Below are 22,758 nucleotides of genomic sequence, written 5' to 3'. Positions count from 1 at the left end.
TAGGAGAGCGCGGGCCCATGAACAAGATCGTCCAAATAAACTCCGACCAAGTCGAAGATGTTGGGTCGCTTTACGCGGCCCGCAAGAAGGTCTACCCGCAGAGTGTTTTCGGGACCTTCCGTCGGATTAAATGGAGCCTGATGGCGTTCTGCCTGAGCGTCTACTACTTGTTGCCTTTCGTGCGCTGGAATCGCGGCCTTGGCGCCCCAGATCAGGCGGTGCTGATCGATCTGCCGAACAGTCGCTTCTATTTCTTTTTTATCGAGCTGTGGCCGCAGGAGGTCTATTACTTCACCGGCCTCCTCATCATCGCCGCGCTCACACTGTTCCTGATGAATGCGGTCGGCGGCCGCATCTGGTGCGGCTATCTCTGCCCGCAAACGGTCTGGACCGACCTGTTCTATGCGGTAGAGCGCCTGATCGAGGGCGACCGGCGCGAGCGCATGAGGAAGGCGGCTTCCGCCGATCCCCTAAAACTCGAGCGCATCTCTGAAATCATGCTCAAGCATTCGATCTGGCTCTTGATCGCCTGGTGGACGGGCGGCGCCTGGGTGCTCTATTTCACCGACGCGCCGACGCTGATGAAGGAGCTCGTCACCTTCCAGGCGCCGGCGATCGCCTATATCTGGATCGCAATCCTCACCGCGACGACCTATCTGCTCGCTGGCTTCATGCGCGAGCAGGTCTGCGTCTACATGTGCCCCTGGCCACGTATCCAGGCGGCGCTGACCGACGAGTGGGCGCTGAACGTCACCTATCGCTACGACCGCGGCGAAAAGCGCAGGTCGGTAAAGAAGGCGAACGAGCTGCGGGCGCTCGGCCTGCCTGCCGGCGACTGCGTCAATTGCTATCAATGCGTGGCGGCCTGCCCGACCGGCATCGATATCCGCAATGGCCCGCAGATCGATTGCATCCAGTGCGGCCTGTGCATCGACGCATGCGACAACGTGATGAAGAAGATCGGTCGGCCGACTCGGCTGATCGGCTATGACAATGACATTAATATCCAGCGTCGGATGGCCGGAAAGCCGCCGATCTACGGTATCGTGCGGCCCCGCACGATCATCTACACCGCGCTGATCGCACTCGTCGGTGGGATCATGCTGTATGCGCTGCTCACCCGTTCGCTGCTCGATATCAACGTGCTGCACGATCGCAACCCGGTTGCGGTGAAGCTCAGCGACGGCTCGATCCGCAACGCCTACACGGTCCGTTTCCTCAACAAGCGCGGTTTTGACCGCGTGGTGACGATCGACGTCGATGGTCCGCCGGATGCTGTGCTGCACGTCGTGGGCGACGATTCGATTACACCTGATAGGCCGATGGTCGTGCTCGGACGCGACAGCACCACGGAATTGCGCGTGCTGGTGACCGCCCCCTCTGAAAAGAACTCCGAAAGATCGATCCCGATCAAATTCCGGATCACCGATATCGGCCTAGGCGAGGTCGCTTCCGCGATCGACAATTTCGTCTTGCCATGAAAACAAGTGGAGCTGTCGTGAACAGAGCCAGTGCATCGCCAAAGCCGCTCACCGGCCGCAAGGTGCTTTTCATGCTGCTTGCGTTCTTTGGCGTCGTCATTGGCGTCAACCTCACCATGATAAGGCTTGCTTCTATGACGCTGCCCGGCACTGACGTCGAAAGCGCCTATGCGGCGAGCCTTGCCTATGAGAAGGAGATCGCCGCCGCACGCGAGCAGGACGTGCGCAGCTGGAAGGTGGACGCGCATCTTGTGCGCAGTGCGGACGGCGACACCGCGCTGGAAGTCAAGGCACGCGACGGGAGCGGAAAGGCGCTGACCGGACTGAAGTTCACCGGTCGCCTGGAGCGGCCGACCGACCGGCGGGCGGACCGGGTGATCGCGCTGTCGGAGGTGAGGGGCGGCGTTTATCGGGGCAGCGGCGGCGCGGTCGGGCCGGGACAATGGAATCTGGTGCTGGAAAGCGAAGCCGACGGCCGGCGTCTGTTCATGTCTAGGAACCGCGTGGTACTGAATTAAGGGAACTCTTCATGCAGGCGACGCGGGACTTTTCGCACTATGTCAAGCATCTCGGCTCCGGACTGGCGCATATTGATCTCGCGGTCGAAGGCGTCAGCTGCGCCGGCTGCATCTCGAAAATCGAGCGTGGCCTTTCAGCCATCCCGGACGTGACGCTGGCGCGCGTCAACCTGACCGACCGCCGTGTCGCGCTGGAGTGGAAGGAGGGCGCGCTCGATCCGGCGCGCTTCATTGATCGCCTGGCCGAGCTCGGCTACAAGGCCTATCCGTTCGAGGCTGTCACCGCCGAAGCAGTAGAGGCCGAGAACTCCCGCTTCCTGCTGCGCTGCCTGGGTGTTGCGGCATTCGCGACCATGAACGTCATGATGCTGTCGATCCCGGTGTGGTCCGGCAATGTCAGCGATATGCTGCCGGAGCAGCGAGATTTCTTCCACTGGATCTCGGCGCTGATCGCGCTGCCCGCGGCGGCCTATGCCGGCCAGCCTTTCTTTCGCTCGGCGTTCAACGCGCTGCGCACTGGCAACGTCAACATGGATGTGCCGATCAGCATCGGCGTGATCCTGACGCTTGCGACCTCGATCGTCGAGACCATCGGCCATGCCGAGCACGCCTATTTCGACGCCCCGATTATGCTGCTCACCTTTCTCCTGGTCGGGCGATACCTTGACCAGAACATGCGGCGGCGGACCCGCGCGGTGGCCGGCAATCTCGCCGCGCTGAAAGCCGAGACGGCGACCAAATTCGTCGGTCCAGACGAGATATCCGTGGTGCCGGCCGCGGCGGTCATGGCCGGCGACATTGTGCTGCTGCGGCCGGGCGAGCGTTCGGCGATAGATGGCACGGTCATCGACGGCAGGTCGGAGATCGACCAGAGTTTGATCACGGGTGAAACGCTGCACGCGGCGGTCGAGCCGGGCAGCGAGGTCTATGCCGGCTCGCTCAACATCTCCGGCTCCTTGCGCATCCGTGTCTCGGCCGCTTCCGAAGGCACCCTGCTTGCGGAAATCCAGCGGCTGCTTGACCATGCCGTGCAGGTGCGCTCGCGCTATGTGCAGCTCGCCGACCGCGCCTCGCGCCTCTACGCACCGGTGGTTCATGTGACCGCTTTCCTGACCATGATCGGCTGGTTGATCGCCGGCGCAAGCTTCCATGACTCCATCATCACCGCGATCACGGTGCTGATCATCACCTGTCCTTGTGCGCTTGGGCTTGCCATCCCGACGGTGCAGACGGTGGCGTCGGGAGCAATGTTCCGCGCCGGCGTGCTGCTGAATTCGGGCGACGCGATCGAGCGTGTCGTTGCGGTCGATCGTATCATCTTCGACAAGACGGGAACGCTAACGTTGCCTGAGTTCGATGTGGTGAACTCGGCGGCTGTTCCTGCCGACGTGGTTGAGCTCGCGGGCCGGCTTGCGTTGGCAAGCCATCACCCCGTCGCCGCTGCGCTGGCGCGTGCGGCCGGTGCGAAATCGCCGCTGCCCGGGATCACGGAACAGCCGGGGCAGGGCGTTCGCGGCATTCTTAAAGGTGAAGAGGTGAGGCTTGGAAGTCCAACTTTCTGCAAGGCCGATGGTCTCGCGAACGAAATCCTAAGCCGCGATCCCGAGGCTTCCGTCGTTGCCTTCGCGCGTGGCGAGAAACGTTATGTGTTCGCGGTCTGCCAAAGCATGCGGCCGGACGCGCGCGCGGTCATCGCGGCGCTACAGAAGCGTGGCGTGGCGGTAGAAATTATTTCCGGTGACCGCGAGCCGGCGGTGCGCGCCGCCGCCGAGATGCTTCAAATCCCCGAATGGCGCGCCGGCGTCACGCCCGCCGACAAGATCGCCCGGATCGAGGAACTGAAGCGGCAGGGTTTTAAAGTCATGATGGTCGGCGATGGGCTCAACGATGCGCCGTCGCTGGCGGCGGCGCATGTCTCGATGTCGCCGATCTCGGCGGCGCATTTGAGCCAGGCGACGGCCGATCTCGTCTTCCTCGGCAACCGCCTCGCGCCGGTGATTGCCTCGCTAGACCATTCGCGGAAAGCGCTGCACCTGATGCGGCAAAACCTCTATCTCGCCGTTGGCTACAATTTCCTCGCCGTGCCGATCGCTATTCTGGGCTTCGTGACGCCCCCGATCGCGGCTGCCGCAATGTCGGGCTCATCGATTCTGGTGATGCTGAATGCGCTGCGGGGCCGCCATGTCCCGCAGGAGACTCTGTGATGGAAGTGATCGTGTTCCTGGTGCCGCTGGCGCTCTTACTCGGATTGTTCGGGCTGCTCGGATTTCTGTGGTCATTGAAGAACGGCCAGTATGACGATCTGGATGGCGCGGCCTGGCGGGCGATTTCTGACGACGACGGAACGCCGGCTCGCCCCGTCGAGCTGAGGTCGGAATCGCGACCGTAACGCCTCACCGTAACGCCTCGTCGTCGCGCGTCCTGGGATGCTTCCAATTTTGATCTGACGCAATACGGTCGGCTATTTCGCCCCGCATACTTGACGTGCTCAAACTGTACCGGAAGGGTACTATGGCATCGGCTATAAGAACGGAATCCATCGGCGGTAGGCTCATGGGCAAGTTTTCGGAATGGCTCGGCCGGCTCGGTGATACCGCCGAGCTCCGCGCTCTTGGAGCCGCCAAGCTCGATTGCATCGCGCGCGACCTTCGCGTCTCACGGACCCAGCTCGAAACCCTCACTTACCATGGGCGGCGCGGCGCTGATGAGCTGTCGGGACTACTCAAGGCGCTCGGCCTCGACGAGACGGCCATTACGCGCAAGGAGCCGGGCGTGCTGCGCGACATGACGCTGGTATGTGCATTGTGCGCCGAAAAGATCCGATGCAACCGCGAGATAGAGGCGGAAACAACGGCGCAGCACCTTCATGAATACTGCGCCAACAGCTACACGATCGATGCGCTCCGGACGAAGCCAAAGCCAGATGCGATGGATCTCTTTCGTGGTCCGAGCTGCTGCTGACAAGCTACAATGGTCTAAGGGCCTCTCGGGCTTTAAACCGCGCGACTGTGCACGCCTGTTGACCGCGAAAGGTGCGCATCAAACGCTGAGGCGACGCTACGCACCAGGAATTCCGATCCTTCGCTGACGGTTAGCCGACCTTGAGACATTGTCGCAACTCCGTCGGCTAAAAGCCGGTCCATGCGCGCGCGATCGACGACTGCTGTCCGTGGATCCCGACGATGGATGCGGGATATCTGCTCCAGGTCAACGGTCAAATCGCACATGATCCGCTCGATGATGTCAGCGCGGAAAAGATCATCCTCGGTGAAAGCATAACCCTTCACCGTGGCTAGCCGGCCCTCCGCGATGCGGTTCAGGTAGTCGCGGATGGCCACCACGTTTTGGACAAAGCCGTGTGGCATCCGACCGATCGCGCTCGCCCCGAGGCCGATGAGAGTGTCAGCGCCGTCATCGGTGTAGCCCTGGAAATTGCGCCGCAATCGGCCATCGCGCTGCGCCGTCGCGAGCGCATCGTCTGGGAGCGCGAAATGATCCAATCCGATGCGCACATACCCCGCGTCCTGAAGGGCCTCTGCGATGGTCTCGGACTGAACGTGTCGCTCGACAGTGTCAGGTAAGCTCTCCTCCGCGATCTTGCGCTGATGCTTCTTGAATGAGGGGACGTGCGCGTAGCCGAAAACCGAAAGCCGGTCGGGGCGCAATTCGACGCACTTGGCAATGCTGTCTAGACAAGAGCTTACCGTCTGAAAGGGGAGACCATAGAGAAGGTCGAAGTTGATCCCCCGCACACCTGCCCGGCGAAGCCTTTCGACTGCAGCTGCCGTCTGATCGAAGCTTTGCAATCGATTTATTGTGCGCTGCACTCTTGGGTCGAAGCTCTGAACTCCGAGGCTCGCGCGGGTGACCCCGCAGTATTTAAAAGCCTGCGTCAGGTCATTGGTCAGAGTTCGCGGATCGACCTCAACGGCAATCTCGGCATCCGGAGTTACGAAAAATATATAGCGCAAGGCGTCAGCGAGATCGACGAGCAGCTGCGGAGCCATGATGGTCGGAGTGCCCCCGCCGAAGTGCAGATGCGCGACCGGCAGGCTTTTCTCTATCATGTCCGCGACTAGTTGCGCCTCCCGACGCAAAGCTGCGACGAACGCGGCGATCGGCTCATCGTGCTTGGCCACCGATGTATGGCATCCGCAGTACCAGCACATTGAGCGACAGAAAGGTATGTGAAGATAGAGCGAGACGGGTCGGTGGACCGAAACCGATCTGAGCCAATGCTGATACACCTTCTCGCCGATTGCAGAAGAGAAGTGCGGGGCTGTTGGATAACTGGTGTACCGTGGGAGCTTGTCTTGCCCGTAGATGTCAGCCAAATCCGATCGCATATTCGAGTTCCCCCATTCCTAACCCACATAACAGCCTTGGCGCCGACTGGACTTTGCGCTGGGTCAACTGGATTCCGAATTAGCGGGGCGGCTTCGGGCCCCGCTTGCCGCGGAGCTTCCACTGCACCCGACCTGCAAAGTCAATTCGCTATGATCGCTAAGCGTGCCGTCCTCATTCATCACCGCAGGCTGCTGATGTGACAGCGCAGCATGTTATTGGCGGCGTCCATGATGGATGTATGTGAGATCTCTCTCTCTCTCTCTCTCTCTCTCTGGTATCGGACGCAACCATTAATAGAAGGTGAGTGGGACATCAGCGTCGGCACGGTCATGGACTGAAGCATTGCTCGCGTGACAGCGCCGAGCACGGTTTCCTTGAGGCGCGAATGCCCGTAGCCGCCGGACGGATTCAACATGGCAGCGCGATCCCAATTGTTGACCCACATCAAAGCCGCCGGCCTTTCTTGCGTTATTTGGCAAAGATGCAGGTCACGAAGACAGGAGAGAGATTGGCATGGCACGCATTGCATTGGATACGGGCAGCATCCGGGGCATCGGTGCCGTAGTTGCCCGGGGACTTCAATCCGCGGGCCACCGCGTGGCCGTCGCCTGTGCCGGCAACACCACAGCCGCCGGATTGCCAATGCGCACCGCCGACATGGCCCTGCGATAAGGAGCCCGGTGCTGGAGGCGAAAAATGCCGGATCTGAGAGCAAAACAGCCGTTTTCGGCTATCGTCCGGGCCGCGATCAGCGCTCCCGTGCGGTTCTTGATTGCGCATTCTCTTGTAGAGAGGCGGAGAAAGCTAAAGTTTGAAATAGAAGAGACGCTGGATCTAACGCGCGAATTGCGAAACCAATTTAAGAGCAGAGAGCTAGGAGTTGGATTCGACGGAGGCACGCTTCGGTCGCTGACCCGCGTAATCATTCGGGTGCGGAACGACGGCAATACGGCTATCGAGGAATTCTCATTTGAGATTGAAATCCCGGGTGAGCATCACAATTGCTTAACATACATTGCAGCGCGCAGTCGCGAGCCGGATCGAGTGGCTTCCATCAGCTTCACTAGGAAAGCGGCCAGCAACAGCATGACCGGCGAGATCAGCGATTCAAAGCCAATGGGCTTGATCGTCAAGGTTGTGGTTGGTAGCGTTCTAAATCGACGGGAAATTATCAATTTGGGAATGTTTTTCGATGGCTCCCCAACGGGTTGTCTGGTGCATTGTCGCATCCCGGATACGAAAATCCGGATACGGAGCAGCGTGCACTTCTAATCGGATTGGACGCTACCGAAAGACCTATTGAAGGTGATCAATCTAGGGAACTCCACTTTTCAGCGCCGCGACGCTCTGGCGCAAGCGCTGCCTCCTGCTCACCCTGAGCGTTACCGCTGCGTCTGGCGAAGGAAGTGGACCAAATCTCGGCGACCGTAATGCCGCTGGTCGCCGAGAGCATCGCCATGCATCCGGTGTTTGGCGCCGACATGGATTCGTTCGGCGTCTCCTAAAATGTGCGCGTATAGTTCATCGGCGTTCCAATTTGCATTCACCGGAGGACAGGCAGATGTGTGGAAACTTGCAAGGACGTGTCTGTATGACGACCGAAAAAGCCCGACGCACTTTGCAAGAGAGGACCAAGAGGTGCGTCGGGCTGCAACCTTTAGGGTTGCGGGCATCGGCACGGGTGACCATCCGTGTCCACGCCCAACATCATCTTTGCAAATGACGTGCCGCTCGAAGGCTGCCGATGATGTGCGTCTTGTCGGCCCGGGGCACGGCCGCGCGATATTCTTGGATTGAGAATAGTGTCGCAATTACTACATTGCTGAGTGAGACTTTGTCCGCCATCAAACAATCTGCGCCATGATGAGCCGGGTGCCTCGCCGTTTGCGAGCCGTGTCCGTGCAAGCCTCGCTGATTACCTTCGCCGCACCAGCCGTTGGCCAACGCGGCCTCTCAGCGGTCTTCCGAGATCGACGCCCTAAACGCGCAATTGTGAGGTTTCCGCGGTGTGCCCTAGCTGATCCGTAAAAGTAGCGCAAGCCTCGCAGCGGGTCTTGCAGGTGGGAAAAGCGCCGAGGCCGCGTAAAAAAGTCGGCCACCGCGAGGTCTTGATAGAATAGATTGCTATGCGGCCAGAGCTTACGCCGGGTCATCAGAGCGTCCGGCACGAATGACGCGACTTAGATTAAGGCCGCTGAACGCATGTCTTTATGTATCAACAGTATAGATATATCCCATCAAAACAATCGATTTCACCAATTTTACGGAATGCTGCATAGAAAAAGCGCATAGGCTGGTGCAGATGGCGCGCACACTCGGCGGATTTTCGTCGTGGATGACGATCAATCGATGGGTGAAGCATTGACGGACAGCCTCTTTTCCGTGGGGTTCATCTCAGAAGCATGATCTTTGGCGACCGTCCTAAGATTACGTGAAGGGAAGAACTGACGCCGTTGTTGATCTTCCCGCGAGCGTTGGGCCGAATTCCCTGAAGAGAGCAGAAGGAAGCGAAACCAGATTTCGTTTGGAACGGATATCGGCCTTCCCGTGGCTAAAGTTAACGGCGAATGCCCTCGCCGTAAATGAACCGTCGGCACCCTCCCTCTGCCGACGGAAGCTGGTGCGATGTGTAGCAGCGTCGCTCCTCCCAGACTGACTTAGGCCCGGCCGCCGAAAGGTGGCCGGGCATTTTTCACTATGGCGAGTATTGAGCGCCAGCTTGCAGATCTTGCATTTGATCTAACTCACACCCATGAATTCAGGGGTTGGCCGCGTCCTCGCACCAATCCATCGCTAAATCAGAACGGCCCATCAGATTAGTTGATGTGTGTCACCGGCCTATTACTTCGCAACGATACTGGGCCGGCAGAAAAGCGTTTTGAGGACAGGCATGGCATTACCAGTTGTGGCCTCGTATAGCTGAAGAGGCGACCGGGCATTATTCTTTCCCGTCGAATTGCGAGCACATTGATCGATCGTCGTGCGAGCGTACTCTGTAGATGGCTGTGGGTGCCTTCTCACGCGCTCTACCCATCATTGCTGGGCATCGTGTCGGTTAGCGCCTAGCCTTAAGCGGCGAGGCCAACCGGTTTCGACGGCAGCCAGCAACAGGGGCCGCATCGATCGCGCCGATCCGGGGCCTCAACCAGAGCGAGTTTCTCGCTTCTTAGCTGCGCACGGGGTATTGCCAGCGAACACAGACGTCCGGAACTGGAAAATTTCCCTCTCTCTCTCTGGAAAAACATCGCGGTCCGGGTCTGCAGTGCCAAACAAACCAGTGTGGGGCCAATATCTAGCCGAGAGGAATCTAACGTTGCCCTTCGGCCAATCGCCAGGTCGTTAGCATCATGATGCACCGCGACCAGCATCCTGGTTGGTTGACCTACACGACGTTGACACGCGACGAAGGCTCCGGATGGAAACTTGAAATTCTGGGCGCTAGCGTCGAGTGGTAAATTCCTTCGCCGATCGCCGATATTCCCAGTTGGCGCGCTCAAGTTCGGGTCGATCAAACTCTTTCTGGGGATAACCGACGCAGAGATAGCCGACGAATTTCCAGGACTCCGGCACTTCAAGAACCTCGTGGATGCGAGCCGGGTTAAGGATCGATACCCAGCCAAGTCCGATGCCGTCTGCACGTGCGGCGAGCCACATGCAGCAGATGGCGGCGGCGACGGAGTATTCGACCGTATCCGGCATGGTTGCACGCCCGAGGCGATGCCCCATATCGTTCGTTTTGTCCGCAAACACGGCCAGGTGACCCGGGGCCTCTTCGAGGCCGGCGAGCTTGAGGCTCGCGTACCGCGCCGCGCGTTCGCCTGAATAAGAATGCAACGCATCGGCGTTGCAGGCCCTGAAATCCTCGACCACGGCACTGCGCCTTGCGCTGTCTTCGACGATCACAAACCGCCAAGGCTGGCTCAAGCCGACCGACGGGGAAAGGCAGGCGATCTCAATCAGCCGCTCCATGGCGCCGCTCGGCAGAGGATCAGGACGAAAGCGCCGCACGTCGCGGCGCCACACGAAGAGCTCGCGCAGTTGCCGGCGAAAGGCTTCATCGAAAGCGACCATCAGGGTCCTGGTTCCGTGTGGAGGAGGGCGGCTATCATCAGCAAAACCACGATCTCGCCAATCTGTTCGAACGCACCCAATATATCACCTGTCTGTCCGCCGACCTGCCTTGTGGCAAGCCACGCCAGCACCAACCCGGCCAGTGAGAGCAAAATCACTCCGATCATCGCCTTGCTTGGCCCGGCACCGAAAACAAGGCAAAGAGCCCCGAGAGCAAATGCAATGGCGGCGGTTCGCCCCGGCGGCCGTCCGGCTCGGGCCGAAAGCCCATCCGATCGCGCCGGCGGAATCAGCCACATGAAGGCGGGCATGCCGGCGCGCGCCGCCGCATGTGCAACTGAAAGCGCCGCCGCAATTGACTTTGGCTCGGCGATCGTTTCGAGCGCGCTCCATCGCAAGATGAGCGATGCGATGAGCGCGCACGCACCGTATGTACCGATTCGGCTGTCGCGCATGATCTCGAGCTTGCGCTCGCGCGTCCGGCCGCCGCCGAGCCCGTCGGCGGTATCGGCAAGGCCGTCCTCGTGCATCGCGCCGGTGACGAGAACCGTGGCCGCCAGCGCCAGCATGGCTGCAGGGCTTGGCGTCAAGCCCACCTCACATGCGATCCAGTAGACCGCCGCACCGGCAAAGCCAACCAGCAATCCTGCCACTGGCAACGCCCAGCTCGCGCGGGCAACATCGCCATCGCCGACCGGCGTCGCCGGCCCAAGAGGCAGAAGCGTGGAGAGCGAAATGGCGATTCTCAGGTCCGCGACGATGCCCCTGAGAAGCTCGGAATGATACATGTGTCTTCAGCCCTCGAACCGTCAACTCGCTCGCGCTCACTCCACGACGCGTCGCAATTCCGCCAAGCGCGGCATTACTTCAGCTTCATCGGCAATCCTGCCACGACGAATTCGACCTCATCCGCAACGGAGGCAATCGTCTGGTTCAGGATACCCGCCGCGTCCCGAAACGCGCGCGCCAGCGCATTGTCCGGCACGATACCGAACCCGACCTCGTTCGTGACGATGATGACCGGGCTGCGCTGGCGGGCAAGCGCGTCAGCGAGTAGCGAAGCCTCATGCGACCAGTTGCGTTCCGCGTGGAGTAGGTTCGATAGCCACAGCGTGAGGCAATCGACCAGCCTTGCGCCACCGCCATCGGTTTCGATCAATGCCTGCACGAGATCGAGCGGAACCTCGCGCTCGATCCAGTCCTTTCCTCGCCGCGCGCGATGCTTCGCTATTCGCTCGCCCATTTCCTCATCGAGCACCTCTGCCGTGGCGATATAGACGGGCTGTTCCGGAAAAGCGCGGGTGCGGACTTCTGCGCGTAAGCTTTTGCCGGATCGGGCGCCGCCGGTGATGAGTATGATGGCCATGACATCCTCCAGTTAAGGCCAGCACTAATCACCAATCTTCGACAAAGACAAAGGTGAAATCACGCGATATGGGGCTTGCCATGATACGGAATTCTTGTGCATCAGGGCCAGGCACGACGGGAGATGATGCGTGGTCTTTGCGGGAGCGATGGTGGTGGCAATGACGGTGGACGCCCTGTTGGGCTGGCCCAACGCGCTGTTCGTCCGAATTGGTCATCCCGTCACCTGGCTCGGGAGGCTCATCAACATTCTCGACATCAGCTTCAACCGGCCCATCGATCCGCCTGCAGTTAGGCGGATCGCTGGCGCAGCCGTGGCGCTTTTCGTGATTGGAGTTTCGGCCGGAATTGGATGGTCGGTTCAGGCCGCGCTCGCCTTTGAATGGAGCCGCATCGTCCTCTTGGGAATTCTCGCATGGCCCCTGGTCGCGCTGCGTTCGCTCTATGATCATGTCGCCGCCGTTGCGAACCCCTTGCAATCGGGTGATATCGCAGCCGCGCGTGCCGCGGTCGCGCACATTGTGGGACGCGATCCCGCAACTCTTGATGAGGCGGGCATTGCGCGCGCAGCCATCGAGAGCCTGGCCGAGAATGCTTCCGACGGCATTGTGGCGCCCGTGTTCTGGGGAGCGTTGTTCGGGCTGCCAGGCATTGTAGGCTACAAGGCAATCAATACGCTCGACTCCATGATCGGCCATCGCACGATGCGCCACGAATCCTTCGGTTGGGCCGCCGCGCGCATCGACGATCTCGCCAATTTCGTACCGGCGCGCCTCACAGGCTTTGTGCTTGTAGTGCTGGCGACGCGGCCTTCGAATGCGTTGTCTTGCATGGCGAGGGATGCGCACCGCCACCGCTCGATCAATGCCGGCTGGCCGGAAGCAGCCATGGCCGGCGCGCTCGGCGTGCGGCTCAGCGGGCCGCGCATCTATCACGGTGACACCGCCAACGAACCTTGGCTCAACGAGGGAGCGCGCGATCCGTTCGCTGCGGACATCCGGCGAGGGTTGAAGCTCTACGTCCGCGCCATGGTTCTTTTGGCCGGTGCGCTTGCGATTCTGGCCTTCGCGTGACGGAGAGGGCAATGCTCGAGCATGGTGGAAATCTCGATCTCGCCGTTCAGCGCTTCGGCGGGCGTGCGCAGGACTGGATCGACCTCTCAACCGGGATCAATCGGCAGCCCTATCCGGTGGGTGAGGTCGAGCTTAGGTACTGGAGCGCGCTGCCTTCGCGATCAGATATCGCGTCCCTCCACCAAGCTGCCCGAGAGGCCTACGCTACCCGGGCGCCACTCGTGGCGCTTACTGGCGCACAAACGGCCATCCAATTGTTGCCGAATCTTTCATCGTACGGCCGCGCGCGAATTCTTGCGCCGACCTACAACGAGTACGCGGCGGTTCTTTCAGCCGCAGCCTGGGACGTGGCCGAAGTTTCCGAACTCGAAGGACTGGCGGGAGCGGATCTTGCCGTGGTCGTCAATCCCAACAATCCAGATGGTCGGCGCCATAATCCGACCGAATTGGTGGCGCTCTTGCCGAAGGTCGGTCGGCTCTTGGTTGACGAGAGCTTCGTCGATGCCGTCTCCGGCCTGTCGTTGGCACCGGAGGCGGGACGGTCAGGGCTGTTGGTCCTGCGCTCGTTCGGAAAGTTTTACGGGCTTGCCGGACTGCGGCTCGGTTTCGTGCTCGGCAGCGAGGCTGACGTCGCGGCGCTGGCGGCGATGGTGGGTCCGTGGCCGATTTCGGGCGGAGCGATTGCGATCGGACGGCGCGCCTTGCTCGATCGCGAGTGGGCAAGGGCAACCGCGACGCGTCTGGCACGCGATTGCCTCCGGCTGGATGTCGAGGTGCGATTGCAGGGCTGGCAACAGGTCGGCGGCACACCGCTGTTCCGGCTCTATGAGACCGGGGACGCGCAGGCTGCGCAGGAGAAGCTCGCGCGCGGCCAGATATGGTCGCGTGTTTTTGAGCAAAAGCCGGGATGGCTCCGCCTCGGCTTGCCGGGTAACGGGGCGGAATGGTCGCGGCTTGCTGCCGCGCTCTCGCGTTGATCAATAATACTCAGCGCGCGAGCGCAAGCAGCCCATTTACATCGAGATGGTTGTCGATGTGATCGGCAAGCGCATCGAGCGCGCTCTCCACCCTGGCGCGGTACTGCTGGTCTGCGGCCGGAATGTCCAGTTGCGCGAGAAATGCGCTGCGGAAATTGTCTGAAGCAAACAGGCCGTGCAGGTAGCTACCGTACACGCGTCCGTCGCTGGAAACTGCGCCTTCCGGCGCGCTGCCAACCAAAGCAAATGGCCGTGCACGGTCCGGCCCGTCGGTATGCCCGATGTGAATCTCGTAAGCCTCGATCGGCCGGTCCGTCGCGGCATGGACCGCCGCAACGCGCGTGAGAGTCTTTTGTGACGTCATCACCGTCGTCACGTCGAGAAGTCCGAGGCCGGGCGTTTCTCCCGCCGGTCCCTCGATTCCTGTCGGATCCGCCACACTGCGTCCGAGCATCTGGTAACCGCCGCAGACGCCGAGCACATGGCCGCCGCGACGATGATGCGCGAGAAGATCGATGTCCCAGCCCTGCGCGCGCAGGAAGGTGAGGTCGCCGCGTGTCGACTTCGAGCCGGGAAGGATCACGAGTTTTGCATCGCCCGGGATTGCCTCTCCAGGCCGGACCATCACAAGGTCGACATCAGGCTCGAGCTTCAGCGGATCGAGGTCGTCAAAGTTCGCGATCCGTGACAGTGCGAGAAAGGCAATCTTGCACTTGCCTACCTTGCGGGCGTCAGCAAGCCCCAGCGCATCTTCAGCCGGAAGCTCGCTAGCGCGGGCGAAATAGGGGAGAACCCCAAATCCCCGCCAGGATGTGCGTGCTTCTATCAGCCGGTAGCCGTTGTCAAACAGCGTCGGATCGCCGCGGAACTTGTTGATGACGAAGCCGCGGATCATGGCCGCATCGTCGGCATCCAGCACGGCCTTAATGCCGACGAGCTGCGCTATCACACCGCCGCGATCGATGTCGCCGACCAGCACGACTGGCACGTCGGCCTTGCGGGCAAAACCCATATTGGCGATATCGGCGCTCCTCAGATTAACTTCGGCTGGGCTGCCAGCGCCCTCAACCAGAACAAGATCGGCACGATCCTTCAGGCGTCCGAAACTTTCGAGGACCGGCTCCATCAGCGACGACTTCATCGCAGCGTACGCGCGGGCTCGCAGCGTCGCCACGCGCCGTCCCTGCACGATGATCTGGGCGCCAACATCTGTCTCCGGCTTGAGCAGGACGGGATTCATGTCGGTGTGCGGCTCGACACCTGCGGCCTGCGCCTGCAATGCCTGCGCGCGTCCGATCTCGCCACCGTCGATTGTCACGGCCGCATTGTTCGACATGTTCTGCGGCTTGAAGGGCAGCACCCGATAGCCGCGCCGGGTCGCGGCGCGCGCAAGGCCGGCGACGATGAGCGACTTGCCCACGTCCGATCCCGCACCTTGGATCATCAATGCGCGCGCCATCGAATCGGATTCCGCGGTTGATTCGTCAGTACTCGACGCCGGGCTGCGCCTTGATGCCGGATCGGAAGGGATGCTTCACGAGCGTCATCTCTGTGACGAGGTCGGCGGCATCGATCAATTCCTGCCTGGCATTGCGCCCCGTGAGGACGACATGCGTCATCGGCGGCTTTGAATTGCTCAGGAACTCGACCACCTCGCCGATCTCCAGATAGTCGTAGCGAAGCGCAATGTTGATCTCGTCGAGAACGACCATGCGCAAGGCTTCATCGGCGATCAGCTGCTTGGCCTTTTCCCATGCGGCGCGCGCCGCGGCGATGTCGCGGGCGCGGTCCTGTGTTTCCCAGGTGAAGCCTTCACCCATCGCGTGGAATTGGCATAATTCACCAAAATGTCCGGTCAGCAGGCGGCGCTCGCCAGTTTCCCACGCACCCTTGATGAATTGCACGACGGCACAGGGAAAGCCATGCGCGACGCACCGCATGATCATGCCGAAAGCCGAGGAGGATTTTCCCTTGCCCGCACCGGTGTGGACGATGACGAGACCCTTCTCGCCGCTCTTGGCGGCCATCATCCGGTCACGCGCGACTTTCTTCTTCGCCATTTTGGCCGCATGGCGGGCATCCAGTGAGGTCTCGGAGATCACGATTTCGTCCTCAGCGGCATCAGGTTCGGAAGTCATCTGCACGTTCCTTTGGCTTGACAAGTTGCACGCTTGGGCAAATGGTGGGTTGGCGTTGGTTCCTGTCCTACGACAGGCGAAGAGGGAATGCGATAGGGGTCTAGCCTTGAAAGCTTGAGCCTGAAACGCAGCCGCCCCCGCGACCGTGACCGGAGAGATCTCTAGGAGCCACTGACCCGTGAGGGTTGGGAAGGTTGAGATCGAAGGGAAAACCTGCTCCGCAAGCCGGGAGACCTGCCAGCGCAGAGACTTGAGACCGGCGGACGGGGTGCTCCGCGACGGCAACGAACCCTTATGTCTGTGGTTCGTGCGCCTCATCGCCTCCGCCAAAACGTCGAGGAGGGCGATGACCGTCACGCTTCATGTCTGCATTACCTGCCGTGCCGGCCAACCCGTAAGAGAAGGCGAAATCACGCCAGGCGCGCGTCTGCACAGGGCCATTCTCGCCGGCGTGCCGGAAGACGTCCACGTGGTTCCGGTCGAATGCCTGTCCGCTTGTAGCCAGGGTTGCTCGGTCGCGCTCAGCGCGCCTGGACGGTGGTCTTACGTCTACGGCCGCCTGTCAGACGTAAATGCGCCGGACGTGATCGCCGGTGCTGCGGCCTATGCGGCGGCGCCCGACGGCATCGTGCCGTGGCGCAGCCGGCCGGAGATCTTCCGCAAACAATCGCTTGCCCGCATTCCACCCATCACCATCCTGCCGGAGCCCGCAGAATGAACACGCTCGCCAAGGTTCCGGTCACGGTCGTCACCGGCTTTCTCGGTTCGGGCAAGACGACGCTGATCCAGCACCTGATCGCCAACGCGAATGGCAAGAAGCTTGCGGTGCTCGTCAACGAGTTCGGCAGCGAGAGCGTGGACGGAGAGATCCTGAAATCCTGCGCGGATGTCAATTGTCCCGCCGAGAACATCGTCGAGCTCGCCAATGGCTGCATCTGCTGCACGGTCTCTGACGACTTCATTCCCGCCATGGAGCAGCTGCTCTCGCGCCGCGTGAAGCCCGACCATATCCTGATCGAGACATCGGGATTGGCCTTGCCAAAGCCGCTGCTCAAGGCGTTCGATTGGCCGGAGATCCGCTCGCGGATTACGGTCGACGGCGTGATAGCGCTTGCGGATGCCGAGGCTGTGGCGGCCGGCCGCTTTGCGCCCGACCCCGTTGCGGTGGAAGCGCAGCGTGCGGCCGATGAAAACCTCGATCACGAGACGCCGCTGTCGGAAGTGTTCGAGGATCAGATCGCGTGTGCTGATATCGTGCTGCTCACCAAGGCGGACCTTGCCGGCGATGAAGGACTTGAAGCGGCCAAGGCGGCGATCGTCGCCGAAATGCCGCGTCGCGTGCCGATGTTGCCGGTCGTCGACGGCGCTGTCGATGCGCATATCATCCTTGGTCTCGAAGCGGCGGCAGAAGACGATCTCGCTGCGCGCCCCTCTCACCATGACGGCGAAGAAGAGCACGAGCACGACGACTTCGCCTCGGTTGTCGTTGAGCTTCCGGAAGTTGCTGACATCGATGCGCTGGTCGGATCGATCCAGCGGCTTGCGCGCGAGCAGAACGTGCTGCGCGCCAAGGGATATATCGCGGTCGCGGGCAAGCCGATGCGATTGCTCTTGCAATCGGTCGGGGAGCGGGTGCGGCATCAGTTCGATATGCCCTGGGGCACGCGGCCAAGGCAGTCGAAATTGGTTCTGATCGGTGAACACGACGATATCGATGAGGCCGCCATCAGGGCGGGACTTGGCGTCTGATGCACGTCGTGTTTCGCGAGAGCCGCGGCCTTGAGGAGACCGCGATCCCTAGGGATCTCGGCCAGGACCCGGCCGACCTTGTCGTGCTCTCGTTCTCGGACAGCGATCTGGCCGCGTTCGCGTCCGGCTGGCGGCGTGGGCGTGCTTGCCTGCCGTCGCTGAGGCTCGCGAATCTTGCGGAACTGCGTCATCCGCTGTCGATCGACACCTATATCGAGCGGACGCTGTCGCATGCCCGCGGCATCTTGGTGCGCCTGATCGGTGGCGAGTCCTACTGGTCATATGGGTTGGCTGCCCTGCATCAACTGACCAAGGATCGCGACATCGCGCTTGCGGTGCTCCCCGCTGACGGTCGCGATGATCCGCGCCTGGATGCGCTCTCGACATTACCCCCCTCAATGCTCCGACGGCTGAAGGCGTTGTGCGACAAGGGCGGAGCAATGGCGGCGCAGGCTGCAATCGCCCAGCTCGCACTAGCCTCGGGCCTTTACGCGGGGGCTGTAGCCGGCGAGATCGAAATATCCGAGATCGCTTTTTATGATCCGGGTCGTGGCGCAATCGCGGCGCTGCCAAATTGCGACCAGCGGCCGCGCGCGCTCGTCACCTTCTATCGCTCCTATCTCACCGCGGCAGATACCCTCCCGGTTGACGCGCTGATCACAGCACTGCGGCAAACGGGTTTTGATGCCTATGGCGTATTCGTCAAATCGCTAAAGGCCGCCGGTGTAGCGGACTGGCTGAAGGGGCAGTTCGAGCAATGCCCGCCTGCAGTGATCGTCAATGCAACCGCCTTCTCTGCGGCCGCCGACGACGGCACGACGCCTTTCGATGCCGCCTCCTGTCCGGTGTTCCAGGTTGCATTGTCGACGGCCCGGCGCGAGGATTGGGCAGAGTCGCTTCGCGGTCTCTCACCGGGCGATCTGGCGATGCATGTAGCGTTGCCGGAGATTGACGGCCGGCTATTTGCGGGCGTGGTCAGCTTCAAGTCGGCGGGTGAGCGCGATCCCGATCTGCAATTTGCGCACCGGGCGCACAGGCCTGACGACGAACGTGTCGGTGCTGTCGTGGATCGGGTGGCGGCCTGGCACAGGCTCGCGGACAAGCCGGCAGGCGACAAGCGGCTGGCGATTGTGCTCTCGAACTATCCGGGCCGTCGGCACCAGCTCGCGCATGCGGTCGGGCTCGACGCGCTCGCTTCGGTAGAAACGCTGCTATCTGATCTCCACGCTGCCGGTTACGATGTGAAAGCGGCAGGAGCGCTAGGTGAAACTCTCCTGCGGGAGCAATTGACCTTTACCGTTGCGGATTACCGCACGGAGCTGGCGAGGCTTCCGCGCCCGTTACAGGATGACCTTGCGCGCGCCTGGGGCGCGCCGGAGAACGATCCCGCTTGTCGTGGTGGCGAATTTCATTTCGCGGCGATCCGGCGTGGCAAGGCGATTATCGCCGTTCAGCCTGAACGCAGTGATGTTACCAATCGTGACGCCGAGTATCACGATCTCTCGCGCACGCCTCGCCACGCCTATGTCGCATTCTATCTCTGGCTCAGGCAGCAAAAGGTCGATGCGGTCGTCCATATGGGCGCTCACGGAACGCTGGAATGGCTGCCCGGCAAGTCCGTGGCGCTGTCCGCTGCCTGCTGGCCGGAAGCGCTGATTGGCAGCGCGCCGGTGATCTATCCTTTCATCGTCAACGATCCCGGCGAGGCGGCGCAGGCCAAGCGGCGCATCGGCGCGGTCACGATTGGGCATTTGCCGCCACCATTGGCTCGGGCGGCGTTGCCTCAAGTCCTGCGCCGGCTCGAGCAACTGCTCGATGAATATTCGACGGCCGATGGTCTCGATCCCGCGCGCCGCCAGCGCCTAATCGCGTCGATCCGCGATGAAGCGCGTGCCGCGGGACTGGAAGAGGATCTCGGGCTTGGCGCCTCGGCTGCGGCGGCTGAGGCAATTCCCCGGATCGATCGCTTCGTCTGCGACCTCAAGGAAAGCCAGTTCGGCGATGGCCTGCATGTGTTCGGCCGCGGGGCTTGCGGCGAGGCGGAGAAGGCCGCGCTGCTTGACGCTCTCTCTGGTAGGCGCGTTGCTCCGGGGCCGGCAGGCTCGCCCTATCGCGGGCGGCGCGATGTGCTGCCGACCGGACGCAATCTGTTCGCCGTCGATCCCCGCGCAGTGCCGACACCGTCCGCGCATGTACAGGGGATCAAGCTCGCCGAGGAATTGCTGCGCCGTCACCTGCAGGATCACGGCGACTGGCCGAGGGGGCTGCTGGTTGATCTCTGGGGATCATCCACCATGCGCACCGCAGGCGAGGATTTCGCGATGGCCCTGCACCTGGCAGGCATCGCGCCGCGCTGGGACCACGGATCGGGCCGGGTGTCGGGTTATGAGATCATCGCACCAGCGGCTCTTGGTCGGCCGCGCATCGACGTGACGCTTCGCGTGTCGGGACTGTTTCGCGACGTCTTCTCATCCCTTGCGCAATTGTTCGAGTCAGCGACCCAAGCGCTTTCGGAACGCGACGAGGAGGGCGACGAAAATCCCTATCGTCATCGCGCGGCGCGTGTGTTTGGACCCCGTCCGGGGCAGTATGGTGTCCGTATGGCATCGATGCCGGATGTCTTCACGGCGACGACGCGCAACGCGGCCGGTGAAGCCTGGCTGTCGGCTTCGTCCTGGGCATTCGCGTCCGACGGCACGATGCGGCCTGATCGTACAGGTATCGAGGCAAGGCTCGTCGCCGCTAATGCCTTCGTCCATGTTCAGGACCTGCCGGAAACGGATCTGCTGCTCGCCGCAGACTATGCCGTGCATGAGGCGGGCCTTGCGGCCGCGGCGGCGCGCCTGGGCGCGGCCACACCATCGCTCTACCACCTCGACGCGACACATCCCGATCAGCCGCGTGCTCGCTCGTTGATCGAGGAAATTTCGCGCGTCGTGCGTGCGCGTGCGGCCAATCCAAAATGGATCGCCGGCATGATGCGCCACGGCTTTCGGGGCGCGGCGGAAATCGCTGCCACGCTAGAGCATATGGCCAGCTTTGCACATCTTGCCGATGCGGTGCCCACGCATCTCTTCGATCTCTATTACGACGCGACGCTTGGCAGCGACAACGTGCGCACTTTTATGGCGCGCGAGAATCCGGCGGCGCTCGCGGCGATCGAGACTTGCTTCACCCGTTTGCATCAAGCTTCGCTCTGGAGGACACGGCGCAATTCGATTGCGGCCGCGCTGGGGGAGGCTTCATGAGCGCTGTTGCGATCAAGGGCCGGTGTCCCGGCGCCTTGCGGCCGATGCGGTCGGGGGATGGGCTCGTGGTTCGCATCCGGCCGCACGGTGGCCGGCTCGATCCGAAGCAGGCAGCGGGAGTTGCGGTGCTGTCCAAGCGCTATGGCAACGGCCTGATCGATCTGACCAGCCGGGGCAACCTGCAAATCAGGGGTGTCAGTGATCAAGGTCATCGGCCCTTGATCGAGGAACTCTCGCGGCTGCACTTGCTCGATTCCGATGCGGAGTCGGAAGCGCGGCGCAACATCCTTGTCACGCCCTTCTGGAGCGCAAGTGACGATACCTGTTTTCTCGCAGCAGAACTTGAACACGGGCTTGTGATGGGACCGCCCGGCCTGCCGACCAAATTCGGCTTCGCCGTTGATTGCAGCACAGAGCCCGCGCTGGCCGGCGCCTCCGCCGACATCCGCATCGAGCGCAGCATCGCGGGAGAGCTGATCGTGCGTGCCGACGGTGCGGAGCATGGTCGTCCCGTCTCGCGGAGAGAAGCGGTAAGCGTTGCGCTCGCGCTTGCCGAGTGGTTCGTCGATTCGGGCGGAGCCAGGGAGGGCAGAGGGCGAATGAGAGCGCATGTCGCGGCTGGCGCAAAACTGCCCGACGCGCTTCGTGGCAATGTCAAGCCGGCTTGCAGGATCGCGGAGCCGCGTCCCGGACTTTATCCGCAAGGCGCGATGGTCGCTGCGGCTTTCGGACAGCTGACACATGCCGCCCTCAGCCATCTTGCCGGATGCTCGCAAGGATTACGGATGACGCCCTGGCGTATGATTGTGGCGGAAGAATTGCGCGAAATGCCCCACTGCGAGGGCCTCGTCACCCAAGCGGACGATCCGATCCTGCGCGTCGTCGCCTGCAGCGGTGCGCCCGCCTGCTGTGAGGCGCATTCCGATACTCGTGCACTTGCAGCGGCGCTTGCGCCGCATATTGCCGCGGACGAGAGGCTTCACGTCTCTGGCTGTGCCAAAGGCTGTGCCCATTCGGCGGCTGCCGCGCTCACCCTTGTTGCGACCGGCGAGGGATTTGATGTCATCCGCAGCGGCTCAACGCGGGATACGCCTAGCCAGCGTGGAGTAAGCGCAGGCCGAATGATCGCGGATCCTTCCGTTCTAACGGGAGCGCACTGATGCCGCACGTCTATGAAACCGATGGTGAGGCGATCTACCGTCAATCCTTCGCCACCATTCGCGCGGAGGCGAACCTTGAGCGCTTTTCCGCCGACGAGGAGCCGGTCGTCGTTCGCATGATCCATGCCGCTGGCATCGTGAGTCTCGAATCCTGCATCCGCTTCACGCCCGGCATGGCGTGCATCGCGCGGGCTGCGCTTCAGAACGCCGCGCCTATCCTCTGCGACGCACGCATGGTGTCGGAGGGAATTACGCGTGCGCGCCTGCCGGCCGGCAACGCCATCATCTGTACGCTTGACGATCCCGCGGTTCCCTCCCTCGCGCAATCCATGCGCAATACCCGCTCAGCCGCAGCGCTGGAATTGTGGAGGCCGCATCTGGACGGCGCGATCGTCGCTATTGGCAATGCACCGACCGCGCTATTTCACCTGCTCAACATGCTGGAGGATCGCAACTGTCCAAGACCTGCAGCGATCATTGGTTGTCCGGTTGGCTTTGTCGGCGCGGCTGAAGCCAAGGTTGCGCTGATGGCTGACCAGCCTGCGCCGGCGCTGACGGTCGAGGGGCGCCTTGGCGGCTCGGCAATCACGGTCGCCGCCGTGAACGCGCTGGCGAGCCGGAACGAATAGCC

General features: G+C 61.9%; 19 protein-coding genes, 1 pseudogene and 1 riboswitch. Of the genes and pseudogenes, 13 read left to right on the top strand and 7 right to left on the bottom strand.

The window, feature by feature from the left end; translation table 11 throughout:
• Positions 1–17 precede the first annotated feature (17 nt).
• From ccoG to LMTR3_RS33225, 5 genes are all read left to right on the top strand, one after another.
• Positions 18–1,481 (top strand): cytochrome c oxidase accessory protein CcoG, encoded by a 1,464-nt coding sequence (gene ccoG / locus LMTR3_RS33245; RefSeq protein WP_065749175.1) that lies wholly within the window; start codon positions 18–20, stop codon positions 1,479–1,481.
• Complete coding sequence (locus LMTR3_RS33240) at positions 1,478–1,999, top strand: FixH family protein (protein WP_065749174.1); 522 nt, start codon at positions 1,478–1,480, stop codon at positions 1,997–1,999. The genes ccoG and LMTR3_RS33240 overlap by 4 nt, the downstream gene beginning before the upstream one ends.
• A gap of 11 nt (positions 2,000–2,010) precedes the next feature.
• Positions 2,011–4,203, top strand: coding sequence for a heavy metal translocating P-type ATPase (locus tag LMTR3_RS33235; RefSeq protein ID WP_065749173.1), 2,193 nt, complete (start codon positions 2,011–2,013; stop codon positions 4,201–4,203).
• The gene (gene ccoS / locus LMTR3_RS33230) at positions 4,203–4,388 is read left to right on the top strand and encodes a cbb3-type cytochrome oxidase assembly protein CcoS (RefSeq protein WP_028348734.1); all 186 of its coding nucleotides are present in this window, start codon (positions 4,203–4,205) and stop codon (positions 4,386–4,388) included. Before LMTR3_RS33235 ends, ccoS begins: the two co-directional genes overlap by 1 nt.
• Before the next feature lie 164 nt (positions 4,389–4,552).
• Positions 4,553–4,960, top strand: a complete 408-nt coding sequence (locus LMTR3_RS33225; protein WP_084029963.1) for a DUF6455 family protein — start codon at positions 4,553–4,555, stop codon at positions 4,958–4,960.
• Positions 4,961–4,992: 32 nt separating this feature from the next.
• Here the strand turns inward: LMTR3_RS33225 and hemN are convergent, their stop codons facing one another.
• Positions 4,993–6,345, bottom strand: a complete 1,353-nt coding sequence (hemN, locus tag LMTR3_RS33220) for an oxygen-independent coproporphyrinogen III oxidase (protein ID WP_065749171.1) — start codon at positions 6,343–6,345, stop codon at positions 4,993–4,995.
• A gap of 305 nt (positions 6,346–6,650) precedes the next feature.
• Positions 6,651–6,746 (bottom strand): annotated as a pseudogene (locus LMTR3_RS39675) (universal stress protein); the annotation flags it as partial.
• 296 nt (positions 6,747–7,042) lie between these two features.
• On the opposite strand from LMTR3_RS39675, the gene LMTR3_RS33210 reads away from it, so the two are divergent.
• A complete protein-coding gene (locus LMTR3_RS33210) occupies positions 7,043–7,618 on the top strand; it encodes a hypothetical protein (RefSeq protein ID WP_065749169.1) in 576 nt (191 codons plus the stop codon).
• A gap of 2,166 nt (positions 7,619–9,784) precedes the next feature.
• Here the strand turns inward: LMTR3_RS33210 and bluB are convergent.
• The 3 genes from bluB to cobU all read right to left on the bottom strand — a co-directional run bounded on the left by bluB (position 9,785) and on the right by cobU (position 11,783).
• Positions 9,785–10,417 (bottom strand): 5,6-dimethylbenzimidazole synthase, encoded by a 633-nt coding sequence (bluB, locus tag LMTR3_RS33205; RefSeq protein WP_065749168.1) that lies wholly within the window; start codon positions 10,415–10,417, stop codon positions 9,785–9,787.
• Positions 10,417–11,205, bottom strand: coding sequence for an adenosylcobinamide-GDP ribazoletransferase (gene cobS / locus LMTR3_RS33200; RefSeq protein ID WP_065749167.1), 789 nt, complete (start codon positions 11,203–11,205; stop codon positions 10,417–10,419). The genes bluB and cobS overlap by 1 nt, the downstream gene beginning before the upstream one ends.
• 74 nt (positions 11,206–11,279) lie before the next feature.
• A complete protein-coding gene (gene cobU, locus LMTR3_RS33195; protein WP_065749166.1) occupies positions 11,280–11,783 on the bottom strand; it encodes a bifunctional adenosylcobinamide kinase/adenosylcobinamide-phosphate guanylyltransferase in 504 nt (167 codons plus the stop codon).
• 130 nt (positions 11,784–11,913) lie between these two features.
• Here cobU and cbiB point away from each other — a divergent pair, with 130 nt between their 5' ends.
• A complete protein-coding gene (gene cbiB / locus LMTR3_RS33190) occupies positions 11,914–12,855 on the top strand; it encodes an adenosylcobinamide-phosphate synthase CbiB (RefSeq protein ID WP_065749165.1) in 942 nt (313 codons plus the stop codon).
• An 11-nt stretch (positions 12,856–12,866) separates the two neighbouring features.
• Positions 12,867–13,832 carry a threonine-phosphate decarboxylase CobD gene (gene cobD / locus LMTR3_RS33185; protein ID WP_065749164.1) on the top strand — a complete coding sequence of 322 codons (966 nt, stop codon included), beginning with the start codon at positions 12,867–12,869 and terminating at the stop codon, positions 13,830–13,832.
• Positions 13,833–13,842: 10 nt separating this feature from the next.
• On the opposite strand, the gene LMTR3_RS33180 is transcribed toward cobD, so the two are convergent.
• Positions 13,843–15,291 (bottom strand): cobyric acid synthase, encoded by a 1,449-nt coding sequence (locus tag LMTR3_RS33180; protein ID WP_065749163.1) that lies wholly within the window; start codon positions 15,289–15,291, stop codon positions 13,843–13,845.
• Between the two features lie 25 nt (positions 15,292–15,316).
• Positions 15,317–15,970 carry a cob(I)yrinic acid a,c-diamide adenosyltransferase gene (cobO, locus tag LMTR3_RS33175; protein WP_065749162.1) on the bottom strand — a complete coding sequence of 218 codons (654 nt, stop codon included), beginning with the start codon at positions 15,968–15,970 and terminating at the stop codon, positions 15,317–15,319.
• Between the two features lie 39 nt (positions 15,971–16,009).
• Positions 16,010–16,226, top strand: a riboswitch (cobalamin riboswitch).
• Between the two features lie 90 nt (positions 16,227–16,316).
• Here cobO and LMTR3_RS33170 point away from each other — a divergent pair.
• Genes LMTR3_RS33170 through LMTR3_RS33150 form a run of 5 tightly spaced genes read left to right on the top strand, consistent with a single transcriptional unit; the run spans position 16,317 to position 22,756 of the window.
• Positions 16,317–16,688, top strand: coding sequence for a DUF1636 family protein (locus LMTR3_RS33170; RefSeq protein ID WP_065749161.1), 372 nt, complete (start codon positions 16,317–16,319; stop codon positions 16,686–16,688).
• Entirely contained in the window at positions 16,685–17,719 is a 1,035-nt protein-coding gene (gene cobW, locus LMTR3_RS33165; protein WP_065749160.1) for a cobalamin biosynthesis protein CobW, read from the top strand. The genes LMTR3_RS33170 and cobW overlap by 4 nt, the downstream gene beginning before the upstream one ends.
• On the top strand, positions 17,719–20,967 hold the full coding sequence (cobN, locus tag LMTR3_RS33160) for a cobaltochelatase subunit CobN (RefSeq protein WP_065749159.1): 3,249 nt from the start codon (positions 17,719–17,721) through the stop codon (positions 20,965–20,967). The genes cobW and cobN overlap by 1 nt, the downstream gene beginning before the upstream one ends.
• Complete coding sequence (cobG, locus tag LMTR3_RS33155; protein ID WP_065749158.1) at positions 20,964–22,127, top strand: precorrin-3B synthase; 1,164 nt, start codon at positions 20,964–20,966, stop codon at positions 22,125–22,127. The genes cobN and cobG overlap by 4 nt, the downstream gene beginning before the upstream one ends.
• Positions 22,127–22,756: a precorrin-8X methylmutase gene (locus LMTR3_RS33150; RefSeq protein WP_065749157.1), complete on the top strand. Its 630-nt coding sequence runs from the start codon at positions 22,127–22,129 to the stop codon at positions 22,754–22,756. The genes cobG and LMTR3_RS33150 overlap by 1 nt, the downstream gene beginning before the upstream one ends.
• Positions 22,757–22,758 lie beyond the last annotated feature (2 nt).

Origin of the sequence: Bradyrhizobium sp. LMTR 3 (assembly GCF_001693485.1) — a bacterium.
Lineage (GTDB): Bacteria > Pseudomonadota > Alphaproteobacteria > Rhizobiales > Xanthobacteraceae > Bradyrhizobium.
This window is presented reverse-complemented; position numbering and strand designations above follow the sequence as displayed.

What these genes read in the sequence shown, in the direction of transcription:
- ccoG (WP_065749175.1), top strand. Translation starts at nt 18, where the DNA reads ATGAACAAGATCGTCCAAATAAACTCCGACCAAGTCGAAGATGTTGGG.
- LMTR3_RS33240 (WP_065749174.1), top strand. Translation starts at nt 1,478, where the DNA reads ATGAAAACAAGTGGAGCTGTCGTGAACAGAGCCAGTGCATCGCCAAAG.
- LMTR3_RS33235 (WP_065749173.1), top strand. Translation starts at nt 2,011, where the DNA reads ATGCAGGCGACGCGGGACTTTTCGCACTATGTCAAGCATCTCGGCTCC.
- ccoS (WP_028348734.1), top strand. Translation starts at nt 4,203, where the DNA reads ATGGAAGTGATCGTGTTCCTGGTGCCGCTGGCGCTCTTACTCGGATTG.
- LMTR3_RS33225 (WP_084029963.1), top strand. Translation starts at nt 4,553, where the DNA reads ATGGGCAAGTTTTCGGAATGGCTCGGCCGGCTCGGTGATACCGCCGAG.
- hemN (WP_065749171.1), bottom strand. Translation starts at nt 6,345, where the DNA reads ATGCGATCGGATTTGGCTGACATCTACGGGCAAGACAAGCTCCCACGG.
- LMTR3_RS33210 (WP_065749169.1), top strand. Translation starts at nt 7,043, where the DNA reads ATGCCGGATCTGAGAGCAAAACAGCCGTTTTCGGCTATCGTCCGGGCC.
- bluB (WP_065749168.1), bottom strand. Translation starts at nt 10,417, where the DNA reads ATGGTCGCTTTCGATGAAGCCTTTCGCCGGCAACTGCGCGAGCTCTTC.
- cobS (WP_065749167.1), bottom strand. Translation starts at nt 11,205, where the DNA reads ATGTATCATTCCGAGCTTCTCAGGGGCATCGTCGCGGACCTGAGAATC.
- cobU (WP_065749166.1), bottom strand. Translation starts at nt 11,783, where the DNA reads ATGGCCATCATACTCATCACCGGCGGCGCCCGATCCGGCAAAAGCTTA.
- cobD (WP_065749164.1), top strand. Translation starts at nt 12,867, where the DNA reads ATGCTCGAGCATGGTGGAAATCTCGATCTCGCCGTTCAGCGCTTCGGC.
- LMTR3_RS33180 (WP_065749163.1), bottom strand. Translation starts at nt 15,291, where the DNA reads ATGGCGCGCGCATTGATGATCCAAGGTGCGGGATCGGACGTGGGCAAG.
- cobO (WP_065749162.1), bottom strand. Translation starts at nt 15,970, where the DNA reads ATGACTTCCGAACCTGATGCCGCTGAGGACGAAATCGTGATCTCCGAG.
- LMTR3_RS33170 (WP_065749161.1), top strand. Translation starts at nt 16,317, where the DNA reads ATGACCGTCACGCTTCATGTCTGCATTACCTGCCGTGCCGGCCAACCC.
- cobW (WP_065749160.1), top strand. Translation starts at nt 16,685, where the DNA reads ATGAACACGCTCGCCAAGGTTCCGGTCACGGTCGTCACCGGCTTTCTC.
- cobN (WP_065749159.1), top strand. Translation starts at nt 17,719, where the DNA reads ATGCACGTCGTGTTTCGCGAGAGCCGCGGCCTTGAGGAGACCGCGATC.
- cobG (WP_065749158.1), top strand. Translation starts at nt 20,964, where the DNA reads ATGAGCGCTGTTGCGATCAAGGGCCGGTGTCCCGGCGCCTTGCGGCCG.
- LMTR3_RS33150 (WP_065749157.1), top strand. Translation starts at nt 22,127, where the DNA reads ATGCCGCACGTCTATGAAACCGATGGTGAGGCGATCTACCGTCAATCC.